This is a genomic window from Corynebacterium sp., assembly GCF_022712195.1.
GTDB lineage: Bacteria > Actinomycetota > Actinomycetes > Mycobacteriales > Mycobacteriaceae > Corynebacterium.
In genome coordinates this window covers 1-10,702 of sequence record NZ_JALAGY010000056.1, presented here as the reverse complement: position 1 = coordinate 10,702, position 10,702 = coordinate 1, and the positions used below count along the sequence as shown (strand labels likewise).

The window sequence follows — 10,702 nt, the reverse complement described above, 5'->3', positions numbered from 1 at the left end:
GGTCAACGCAGGCACGAAGGCCCCCACCGCCCACGCCAGGACCAGCACACCGACCTGCACCACGCGGGACGCCGGCCCCAGGTACATGTCGGGCACCGCGAGGACCAGGAACGACAGCGGGAACAGCAGCCACACGGCGTGGTGGCTCAACGCCGTCGCCGACGCCCACAGCACCAGCAGCACCAGCAGCCACCAGGGCGCCAGCGCACGCAGCCGATCCCCGCCCCGCGGCCACGCTGCCGTCCGGCCGTCCGCGGCACGCTTCTCCGCCACCGTGCCCGCCAGGTAGACCACCGCAAGGACCACGGTCACCGCCGCCGCGGCGGTGGCACGCGGCACCTCGACGGAACGGGCCCCGTCCACCACGATCCGCACCAGGGCGAACGCGGACAGCGCGGCGAAGACCACGTGCAGGGCGATGCGCAACGTGCCGAGGATCCGAGGCAGGGAGGTTCGCGGGTTCACGGCCCCGAGCCTAGATGCACCACCGCGGCCCCGGCATCAACCGAAGGGTTGACCCGGAATACAGCACTCCGGTCGATGTCCCGGACCCGGCCCGCGGCAGAGGATGGGAACCGTCAACCCCGCACGACCCGCACACCCTTCCACAGGAGGACACCCTTGTACCTGGGCCTCAGAGACATCACAGCGGCCAGAGGACGATTCACACTGATCACCTCGGTCGTCGCCCTGATCACGCTGCTGCTGGTCATGCTCACCGGACTCACCGGCGGGCTGGCCGACCGGAACACCTCGGCGCTGAAGGCCCTCGGCCCCGACCGGTTCGTCTTCAGCGCCGCCGCCGAACCGTCCTTCACCTCCTCCACCGTCACCGACCGGGACGCGGAGGCGTGGCGCGCGGCTGCGGGCCCCGACGCCGACGTCGTGCCCCTGGGCGTCGCCACCACCCGCATCGACGTCGACGGCACCCCCGAGTCCGTCACCCTGATGGGCCTGCCCGCCGGCACCCCGGTGCCCGGCGGGGAAGTCACCGGCGGACTGCTGCTCCCCGAGAGCCTCGGCGGCACCGCAGACACCGTGCACCTCAACCACCAACCCGTCGTCTGGGCCGACCTGGACACCTGGTCGGACCGGACCGGGGCCTCCTCACCCACCGTCCTCATGGTCACCGCGGACATCGACGACGACGCGTGGGACACCGCCGCCGACCGCACAGGCACCGTGGCCGTCGACGTGACGGAGTCCTTCGCCGCACTGCCCGCCTACGCGTCCGAACGGGGCTCCCTGCTGGCGATCCAGGGCCTGCTCTACGGCATCTCCGCCCTGGTCGTCATGGCATTCCTCAGCGTGTGGACGATCCAACGCACCCGCGACATCGCCGTCCTCCGTGCCCTCGGCGCCACCACCCGCTACGTCGTCACCGACGCCGCCGCCCAGGCCGGTGTGATCCTCGCAGTCGGCGTGGCCGCCGGAGGCGCACTGGGCGCGCTGCTCGGCGCACTGGTCTCCGGGACCGTCCCCTTCGCCGTGTCCGTGTGGACCCTCCTGCTGCCGCCCGCCGGCGTCCTGCTGCTCGGCATGTGCGGCGCCCTGGCCGCCATGCGCCGCGTGGCCACCGTCGACCCCCACCTCGCACTAGGAGCATCAGCATGACGACAACCGCAACCCGCACCGTCCTGTCCCTGCACGACGTCACCGTGACCTACCCGGACGGCGGACAGTCCGTCGCCGCCCTGGACCACGTGGACTTCACCGCGTGCGCCGGTGAACTGACCGCCGTCATCGGCGAGTCCGGCTCCGGCAAGTCCACCCTGCTCACCGTCGCCGCCGGACTCACCGCCCCCGACTCCGGCACCGTGGACGTCGCCGACGGCGGCACAGGCATGGTGTTCCAGTCACCGAACCTGCTCGCCTCCCTCACCGTCCGGGAACAACTGCTGGTCACCGACCACATCCGCGGTACACGGGCGAACCGGGAACGACGCCGCCACGCCGACGGACTGCTCACCCGCGTCGGCCTGGAAGGACTCGGCGACCGCAGGACCCACCAGCTCTCCGGCGGTCAGCGCCAACGGGTCAACATCGCCCGCGCACTGACCGGGGACCCGGGGCTGCTCCTGGCCGACGAGCCCACCTCGGCCCTGGACCACGCACTGTCCCGGCGCATCGTGGAGCTGCTGCGGGAACTCACCTCCGAGCGGGGACTGGCCACCGTGCTGGTCACCCACGACCGGAGCCTGCTCGACGTCGCCGACCGGGTGGTCGAGATGCGCGACGGCCGGGTGGTCGGCTGACCGGCGGCCCGGCGCGCGGCGTAGGCTTGCAGGTCCCGGAGAAAGGCGCACCGACATGAGACCACTGCGCTACGCCGTCAACGTCACCCTGGACGGGTGCTGCCACCATGAGGAAGGCCTCCCGCCCGACCGGGAGTCGATGGAGTTCTGGACCCGGGAGATCGACCGGGCGGACGCCCTGGTCTACGGCCGGGTGACCTACACGATGATGGAGTCCGCCTGGCGGCGCCCGCCCGACGGCCGGTGGCCCGCGTGGATGGAGGAACGGGACATCCCCTTCGCCGAGGCGATCGACCGCGCACGGAAGTACGTGGTGTCACGCACACTGGCGGACACGGCGGTCGACTGGAACTGTGAACCGGTGCGGCGGGACCTGCTCGACACGGTCCGCCACCTCAAGGAGCAGCCGGGGACGGGGCTGCTCACCGGCGGCGTCACACTTCCACTGGCCCTGGCGGCGTCGGGGCTGGTCGACGAGTACGTCTTCGTCGTCCACCCCGTCCTCGCCGGCCGCGGGCCGACGCTGCTGTCGGGGCTGCCCGTGAGCATCCCCCTGGACCTCGTGGAGCGGCGGGACCTCCCGTCCGGGGCTGTCGTCCAGCGCTACCGTCCCGCCCCTGCGCCCGGCCGGACGGCGGAACTCACTCCGCGCGCAGCATCGTCTCCCCGGACACGGTGACCGGCTCAGGACCGACCATCGTCTCCTCACCGCACACCGTGACCGGGCCGACGACTTCCGGGTCGTCGTCGGCGGTGCGCAGCGTCACCTCACCGTCGGAGACGACCACCCGGACGATCCGGCCGTGCAGGGTGATCGAGTACTCCAGTCCACCCCACTCCTCCGGGACCCGGGGATCGACGGTGAACTGCCCGTAGTGGTCGCGGAAACCGCCGAACCCGTAGACCAGGCAGCTCCACACCCCGCCGCAGGACGCGATGTGCACACCGTCGGCGGTGTTGCCGTGCAGGTTGTTGAGGTCGATGAACAGGCCGCGGCGGAAGAAGTCCATCGCCTTGCCGTGCATCCCCAGTTCCGCGGCCATGATCGACTGCACCACGGCGGACAACGAGGAGTCGCCCGTGGTGAGCCTGTCGTAGTAGTTGTAGTCGCGCCGCTTGGTCTCCCCGTCGAACTGCGAGCCCTGCAGGAACAACGCCAGGACCACGTCCGCCTGCTTGAGGATCTGGTACCGGTAGATCGTCAACGGGTGGTAGTGCAGAAGCAGCGGGCGCTTCGGCCCGGTCTCCGGGTCGTCGAGGGTCCACAGCTGCCGCTGCATGAACTGGTCGTCCTGCGGGTTGACCCTCGTGGACTCGTTGAAGGGGATGTACATGGCGTCGGCCGCCCGGTCCCACAGGTCGAGCTCGTCCTCGCTGAGGCCCGTACGCCGGATCATGTCGCGGTACGCCCCGGGCCGGTCGGACCGCATCTGACGCACGACCTCCGCGGCGACCCGGAGGTTGTACTGCGCCATGACGTTGGTGTACAGGTTGTTGTTCACCACGGTGGTGTACTCGTCCGGGCCGGTCACCGAGTGGATCTCGAAGCGGGTGCCGGAGGAGTTGAAGAACCCGAGGGACATGAAGAACCGGGCGGTGCCGACGAGGATGTGGATACCCTCGTCCAGCAGGAAGTCGGTGTCACCGGTGGCGTAGATGTACTTCATCAACGCGTAGCTGATGTCGGCGTCGATGTGGTACTGCGCCGTCCCCGCCGCGTAGTAGGCACTGGACTCGTGGCCGTTGATGGTGCGCCACGGGAACAGCACACCGTCATGCGACAGCTCCAGCGCACGCTCCCGGGCGGCGGGCAGCATCTTGTAGCGGAAACGCATCGCGTTCCGGGCGAACTGGGGGTTGGTGTACGTCAGGAACGGCATCACGTAGATCTCCGTGTCCCAGAAGTAGTGGCCGCCGTAACCCGACCCCGTCAGCCCCTTGGCCGGCACCCCCTGGGTCTCCGCGCGGGCCGACGCCTGGATCAGCTGGAAGATGTTCCACCGGACAGCCTGCTGCAGCTCCGGCTGGCCCGGGATGCGCACGTCCGAGCGGTCCCAGAACCCGGCCAGCCAGTCCCTCTGCTGCTCCTGGAGCGCCCGGAAGCCCACGGCCTTGGCCCGGTTGATGGTACGGGCGCAACGGAACGCCAGCTCGTCAGCGGCGACGTGGCGGGAGGAGTGGTAGGAGATGAACTTCTCCAGCCGCAGCTTCATGCCCGTGCGTCCCGCCATGTGGTACACCACCCTGGCCACGTCCTCACGCAGTTCAGTGTGCACCTCCACCCCGTCGACGGCGTGGTCGCCGTCCTCGTCGGCGCCGGTGAGCTGCAGCTCGTGGTCCATGCTGACCGCCACGGTCATGCCGGAACGGTTGATCCGGTAGCCGAGGGTCACCCGCTCGTCCTCCGGCTGCGACTGGTAGGTGGGGATGAACACCCGCTGCCTGAACTGCTCGGTCTTGCGGGGGTCGGCCCCCTCCCCCACGCCGGTGGGGCCGTCCGCGGTGGTGCCCGTGTGGTCGATGACCGTGGAGTACTCGTCCTCCCCGTCCTGCCGGTTGAGGATCTGGGAGGAGACGACGACCGCGGCGGGCGCGTCGAGCAGCTCGATCTCCGTGGCGGTGACCATGAGGTGGCGCTCGTTGAAGCTGACCATGCGCTCATTGGTGATCCGCACACGCTTGCCCGACGGGGTGCGCCAGACGAAGCTGCGCCGCAGGACACCCTCGCGGAAGTCGATGCCGCGGGAGTAGTCCTCGATCTCGTTCTGGGACAGCCGCAACGGCTCGTCGTCGATGTAGATACGGACGGTCTTGGCGTCCGGGACCTGCACGATGGCCTGCCCCTCGCGCGCCAGGCCGTAGGCGTCCTCCGCGTGGGAGATCGGCCAGGTCTCGTGCACACCGTTGATGAAGGTGCCGTGCTCCTCGGAGTCCCGGCCCTCCGGCGGGGTGCCACGCACACCGAGGTAGCCGTTGCTCAGCGCGAAATGGCTCTCCGTGAGGCCGAGGGAGGTGCGCTCCGGCCGCTTCTCGTACCAGCCCCACTCGTCCACCGGGTTGTTCTCCCGGTCGATGCCCTCGGTGGGGTCGGTGTCGTGGTGGTGCTGGTCGGCACGGTAGCCCGTGGGGAAGAGCCCCTCCCCGTCCGCACCGCCCACCGAGTCGGCGACCCCCGCCACCTCGGTGGCGTCGGCCATGTCCGCCGTGTCGATCGGCCGGTTGACCACCGAGGCCACCCGCCGACGTTGGTCGAGGAAGTTCTCCAGTGCCGTGTGCCGGCTCCCGTTCGTCCCGCTGCCGTCGGTCGCGTCGTTTCCGCTCATCGTGCGTTGTCTCCGGATTCGTCGGTGGTCAGTTCAGCCAGGTCGGACACGACGATGTCGGCCCCGGCGTCCAGCAGTGTCTCACGTCCCGCACCGCGGTCGACACCCACCACCAGACCGAAGTCGCCGGCGCGTCCCGAGGCGACGCCGGACGTGGCGTCCTCCACCACGACGGCGCGGGACGGGTCCACCCCGAGCGACCGGGCGGCGAAGAGGTAGGTGTCGGGGGCCGGCTTGCCGGGAAGCCCCTCGGCAGCGGCGACCGTGCCGTCGACGATGAGCCCGAACCGGTCGACCAGCCCGGCGGCGGTGAGCACCTGGCGGGCGTTCTTCGACGAGCTCACGATCGCCACCTGCGGCGCCGTGCCGGCGGTGTCCCCTGTCAGGTCGTCCAGCAGTGCCACCGAGCCCGGGTACGGGTCGATCCCCTGCCCGAGGACGCGCAGGAAGTCCTCGTTCTTGCGGAGCCCGAGCCCCACGACGGTGTCGTCGGACGCGGTGGCCGTCGCCGCATCCCCGTGGGGCAGGCTGATACCGCGGGAGTCCAGCAGCGCCTGCACCCCTTCGTCGCGGGAGCGCCCGTCGAGGTGGTCGTAGTAGTCCTGCTCGGTGTAGGGGTCGGCCCCCCGGTTCCCGAGGAACTCGGTGAACATCGCCGCCCATGCGGCGCGGTGCAGGTCCGCGGTGGGTGTGATGACACCGTCCAGGTCGAAGAGGACGGCGTCGAAGGTTCTCAGGTCGGGCATCCTTGGCGTGCTCCTCGGCTCGGCGATCGGGTCAGGGGGCCAATGATAGTGCGCCGGGCGGGTGTACGCCGCACTCGACGGGCACCGCACGCGGCAACCCCGGAGGTCGGTGGGACCGACCTCCGGGGTTGCCGGGTGCTACAGGTACCGCCTAGGCGATGCCGTTCTTCTCCTTGAACTCGCGGCGACGCGCGTGCAGGATCGGCTCGGTGTAGCCGGCGGGGCTCTCGGTGCCCTTGAACACCAGGTCCTTGGCGGCCTGGAAGGCGACGGAGGCGTCGAAGTCGTCCGCCATGTTCCGGTACTCCGGGTCACCGGCGTTCTGCCCGTCGACGATCTTCGCCATGCGCTCGAGGGCGTCGTTCACCTGCTCCTCGCTGACGACACCGTGCTTGAGCCAGTTCGCCAGGATCTGGGAGTTGATGCGCAGGGTCGCGCGGTCCTCCATCAGGTCCACGTCGTGGATGTCGGGGACCTTGGAGCAGCCGACACCCTGCTCCACCCAGCGGACAACGTAGCCCAGCAGCGACTGGCAGTCGTTGTCGACCTCTTCCTTGATCTGCTCCTCGGTCCATCCGGCCTCGGGCTGGACGGGCAGGGTGAGGATGTCACCGAGGGTGTCGCGACGGCCGTCGGAGAGCAGCTTCTCCTGGACGGAGAACACGTCGACCAGGTGGTAGTGGGTCGCGTGCAGGCTGGCGCCGGTCGGCGACGGGACCCACGCGGTGGTGGCGCCCTCCTTCGGCTGGCCGATCTTCTCCCTGATCATGTCGGCCATCAGCTCGGTCTTGGCCCACATGCCCTTGCCGATCTGCGCCTTGCCGGGCAGTCCGTGGGCCAGGCCGGCGTCGACGTTGTTGTCCTCGTAGGCCAGCTTCCAGGCGGCGGTCTGCAGCTCCGGCTTGCGGACGACGGGCCCGGCGAGCATGGAGGTGTGGATCTCGTCGCCGGTGCGGTCGAGGAAGCCGGTGTTGATGAAGGCCAGGCGCTCGGAGGACGCGGCGATGCAGGCGTCGAGGTTGGCGGTGGTGCGGCGCTCCTCGTCCATGACACCGACCTTGAGGGTGTTGCGCGGCAGGCCGAAGAGGTCCTCGACGTCGGAGAAGAGCTCACCGGTGAAGGCGACCTCGTCCGGGCCGTGCTGCTTCGGCTTCACGATGTAGATCGAGCCCTTGCGGGAGTTGCGGCGCGGGTTGTCCAGGTCGGTGCCGGGGATGGCGCAGGCGGTGGTGATGACCGCGTCCATGATGCCCTCGAATATCTCCTCGCCGTCGGCGTCGAGGATCGCGGGGTTCTGCATCAGGTGCCCGACGTTGCGGACGAACAGCAGGGAGCGGCCGTGCAGGCGCAGCTCGTCGCCGTCGCGGCCGGTGTAGACCCGGTCGTCGTTGAGTTCACGGGTGAAGGTCTTGCCGCCCTTGGCGACCTCGACGCTGAGCTCACCGGTGTTCAGGCCGAACCAGTTGGAGTAGCCGAGGGTCTTGTCGGTGGCGTCGACGGCGGCGACGGAGTCCTCGAAGTCCATGATCGTGGAGACGGCGGACTCCATGAGGATGTCCTTGACCCCGGCCTTGTCGTCGGCACCGACCGGGTGCGACGGGTCGATCTGGATCTCGAGGTACAGGCCGTTGTGGCGCAGCAGGATGCCGGACGGGTCGTTCTTGTCCCCCGCGTAGCCGGCGTAGACCTCGGGCTCCTGCAGGTGGACGTCCCGGCCGTCGATGACGGCGACGAAACGGTCGGAGGAGACGTCGTACTTCTCGACGTCCGCGTGGGAGCCGGACTCCAGCGGGACGGCCTGGTCCAGGAAGTCGCGGCCCCAGGCGATGACCTTGTCACCGCGGACCTTGTTGTAGCCCTTGCCCTTCTCCGCACCGTTGTCCTCGGGGATCACGTCGGTGCCGTAGAGGGCGTCGTAGAGGGAACCCCAGCGCGCGTTCGCGGCGTTGAGGGCGAAACGTGCGTTCAGGATCGGGACGACCAGCTGCGGACCGGCGGTCTCGGAGATCTCCGTGTCGACGTTCTGGGTGGTGATCTCGAAGTCACCGGGCTCGTCGACGAGGTAGCCGATCTCCTTGAGGAAGGCGGTGTACTTCTCGGGGTCCTGGACGCCGGGGTTCTCGGTGTACCACTGGTCGAGCTTGGCCTGCAGCTCGTCACGGACGGCGAGCAGTTCGCGGTTCCGCGGCGTGTGCTTTGCGACGATCTCGCCGAAGCCGGCCCAGAAGGTGTCCGCGTCGACACCGATCCGGGGCAGGACGGTGTCGGTCACGAAGTTGTAGAGGGTCGCGGAGACCTGGAGGCCTCCTGCCGCGACACGTTCCGTCTGCTGGGACTCTGACGTCATTGACTGCTCCTTCGTAAATGGGACTCGCGTGACGGACGCCGGCGGGGCGGCCGTCGCTGTAGTGACAACACTAGGTGAGCCATGTCACCGACGACGAGCAACCGGGGGTCCGGGGAGTCCCGTCACCCCCACAGGTGGGAATATTCGGAGACGCCACGGCGCCCCGGTGATCGCTGTGAAGGTTAACCTTACGTGACGGGGATCGCACGTTCGGCCTGCAAGTGGGGATTTTGGCTCACATCGTGGGAAGTTTTGTCCCGCATATAGAGAACAGGGGTAAAGCGTATTTCCGGCTACCCCCGGTGTTACCTGGAACACCCGAAGCCTTTGACGTGCCCTTTTCCATCGGTATCCTCAAGTACAGCCGACCCGGCCGACGGTGGACCCCGTGTCCGCCACGCAGCCCGGGTAGAGCGCCGTTACCGCCAATCTCTCACCACTTAAAGGGAGTGAGTACTTAACATGTCGAACGTCGGACAGGCCCGTACCGCCGCCGAAATCCAGAAGGACTGGGACGAGAACCCCCGCTGGAAGGGGATCACCCGCGATTACACCGCCGAGCAGGTCGCCGAGCTCCAGGGCACCGTCGTCGAGGAGCACACCCTCGCACGCCGTGGCGCCGAGATCCTCTGGGACGCCGTGACCCAGGAGGGCGACGGCTACATCAACGCCCTCGGTGCCCTCACCGGTAACCAGGCCGTCCAGCAGGTCCGCGCCGGCCTGAAGGCCGTCTACCTCTCCGGCTGGCAGGTCGCCGGTGACGCGAACCTCTCCGGTCACACCTACCCCGACCAGTCGCTGTACCCGGCCAACTCCGTTCCGGCCGTGGTCTCGCGCATCAACAACGCCCTGCTGCGTGCCGACGAGATCTCCCGCGTCGAGGGTGACGACTCCATCGACAACTGGCTCGTCCCGATCGTCGCCGACGGTGAGGCCGGCTTCGGTGGCGCCCTCAACGTCTACGAGCTGCAGAAGGCCATGATCAAGGCCGGCGCCGCCGGTACCCACTGGGAGGACCAGCTCGCTTCGGAGAAGAAGTGCGGTCACCTCGGTGGCAAGGTGCTGATCCCCACCCAGCAGCACGTCCGTACCCTGAACTCCGCACGCCTGGCCGCGGACGTCGCCAACACCCCGACCGTCGTCATCGCCCGTACCGATGCCGAGGCCGCCACCCTGATGACCTCCGACGTCGACGAGCGCGACGCGAAGTTCCTCACCGGTGAGCGTTCCGCCGAGGGCTACTACTACGTCCAGAACGGCCTCGAGCCCTGCATCGCCCGTGCGAAGTCCTACGCTCCGTACGCCGACATGATCTGGATGGAGACCGGCACCCCGGACCTCGAGCTCGCCAAGAAGTTCGCCGAGGGCGTCCGCTCCGAGTTCCCGGACCAGCTGCTGTCCTACAACTGCTCCCCGTCCTTCAAGTGGTCCGCCCACCTGGACGACGACGAGATCGCCAAGTTCCAGAACGAGCTGGGCGCGATGGGCTTCAAGTTCCAGTTCATCACCCTGGCCGGCTTCCACGCCCTGAACTACTCCATGTTCGATCTGGCCCACGGCTACGCCCGCAACCAGATGAGCGCCTTCGTCGACCTGCAGAACCGCGAGTTCAAGGCCGCCGAGGAGCGTGGCTTCACCGCCGTCAAGCACCAGCGCGAGGTCGGCGCCGGCTACTTCGACCGCGTCGCCACCACCGTGGACCCGAACTCCTCCACCACCGCCCTGAAGGGCTCCACCGAGGAGACCCAGTTCTAGGACCTGCCGGGGCTCGCCCCGCCGGTTCCTGACTGAGGAACGGACCGGCCGGTCAGCAGAGATGCTGACCGGCCGGTTTTTTCGTGCGCGCGGGGGTCTCGGGAGCCGCCGGGGGTGCCCTCCCCGGGCGGGGATACGAGTCGCACCCCATCCGCAGATTATGGTCACCTAAGACCAGGGCACAGTTACTTGAGGTTCTTATCGGGGGCGATCACCCCTACCTGCCCCCCCTCACGCCGACGGCCCCGGCCGGCGGCGTTCTCGGCGCGCAGGAAG

7 protein-coding genes and 1 pseudogene are annotated in these 10,702 nt (G+C 68.9%); 4 read left to right on the top strand and 4 right to left on the bottom strand.

Features of this window, described 5'->3' with window-relative positions:
• Window positions 1–465 (bottom strand): annotated as a pseudogene (locus Q0A34_RS06885) (hypothetical protein); the annotation flags it as partial.
• Between the two features lie 156 nt (window positions 466–621).
• Here Q0A34_RS06885 and Q0A34_RS06880 point away from each other — a divergent pair.
• The 3 genes from Q0A34_RS06880 to Q0A34_RS06870 are packed head-to-tail and all read left to right on the top strand — an operon-like array spanning window position 622 to window position 2,934.
• On the top strand, window positions 622–1,614 hold the full coding sequence (locus tag Q0A34_RS06880; protein ID WP_291479263.1) for an ABC transporter permease: 993 nt from the start codon (window positions 622–624) through the stop codon (window positions 1,612–1,614).
• Complete coding sequence (locus Q0A34_RS06875) at window positions 1,611–2,255, top strand: ABC transporter ATP-binding protein (protein ID WP_291479262.1); 645 nt, start codon at window positions 1,611–1,613, stop codon at window positions 2,253–2,255. Before Q0A34_RS06880 ends, Q0A34_RS06875 begins: the two co-directional genes overlap by 4 nt.
• Window positions 2,256–2,310: 55 nt before the next feature.
• On the top strand, window positions 2,311–2,934 hold the full coding sequence (locus tag Q0A34_RS06870) for a dihydrofolate reductase family protein (RefSeq protein WP_291479261.1): 624 nt from the start codon (window positions 2,311–2,313) through the stop codon (window positions 2,932–2,934).
• Here the strand turns inward: Q0A34_RS06870 and Q0A34_RS06865 are convergent.
• The 3 genes from Q0A34_RS06865 to glcB form a co-directional block, all read right to left on the bottom strand.
• Window positions 2,897–5,578, bottom strand: coding sequence for a glycosyl hydrolase family 65 protein (locus Q0A34_RS06865; RefSeq protein WP_291479260.1), 2,682 nt, complete (start codon window positions 5,576–5,578; stop codon window positions 2,897–2,899). The two genes, Q0A34_RS06870 and Q0A34_RS06865, sit on opposite strands and share 38 nt — an antisense overlap.
• The gene (locus Q0A34_RS06860; protein WP_291479259.1) at window positions 5,575–6,324 is read right to left on the bottom strand and encodes an HAD-IA family hydrolase; all 750 of its coding nucleotides are present in this window, start codon (window positions 6,322–6,324) and stop codon (window positions 5,575–5,577) included. Before Q0A34_RS06860 ends, Q0A34_RS06865 begins: the two co-directional genes overlap by 4 nt.
• A gap of 151 nt (window positions 6,325–6,475) precedes the next feature.
• Window positions 6,476–8,671: a malate synthase G gene (gene glcB / locus Q0A34_RS06855; protein ID WP_291479258.1), complete on the bottom strand. Its 2,196-nt coding sequence runs from the start codon at window positions 8,669–8,671 to the stop codon at window positions 6,476–6,478.
• Between the two features lie 462 nt (window positions 8,672–9,133).
• Here glcB and aceA point away from each other — a divergent pair, with 462 nt between their 5' ends.
• Complete coding sequence (aceA, locus tag Q0A34_RS06850; protein ID WP_291479257.1) at window positions 9,134–10,426, top strand: isocitrate lyase; 1,293 nt, start codon at window positions 9,134–9,136, stop codon at window positions 10,424–10,426.
• The last annotated feature ends 276 nt before the right edge of the window (window positions 10,427–10,702 follow it).

Excerpts from the sequence above, each read along its gene's own strand:
- Q0A34_RS06875 (WP_291479262.1), top strand. The coding sequence starts at position 1,611 with ATGACGACAACCGCAACCCGCACCGTCCTGTCCCTGCACGACGTCACC.
- Q0A34_RS06870 (WP_291479261.1), top strand. The coding sequence starts at position 2,311 with ATGAGACCACTGCGCTACGCCGTCAACGTCACCCTGGACGGGTGCTGC.
- Q0A34_RS06865 (WP_291479260.1), bottom strand. The coding sequence starts at position 5,578 with ATGAGCGGAAACGACGCGACCGACGGCAGCGGGACGAACGGGAGCCGG.
- Q0A34_RS06860 (WP_291479259.1), bottom strand. The coding sequence starts at position 6,324 with ATGCCCGACCTGAGAACCTTCGACGCCGTCCTCTTCGACCTGGACGGT.
- glcB (WP_291479258.1), bottom strand. The coding sequence starts at position 8,671 with ATGACGTCAGAGTCCCAGCAGACGGAACGTGTCGCGGCAGGAGGCCTC.
- aceA (WP_291479257.1), top strand. The coding sequence starts at position 9,134 with ATGTCGAACGTCGGACAGGCCCGTACCGCCGCCGAAATCCAGAAGGAC.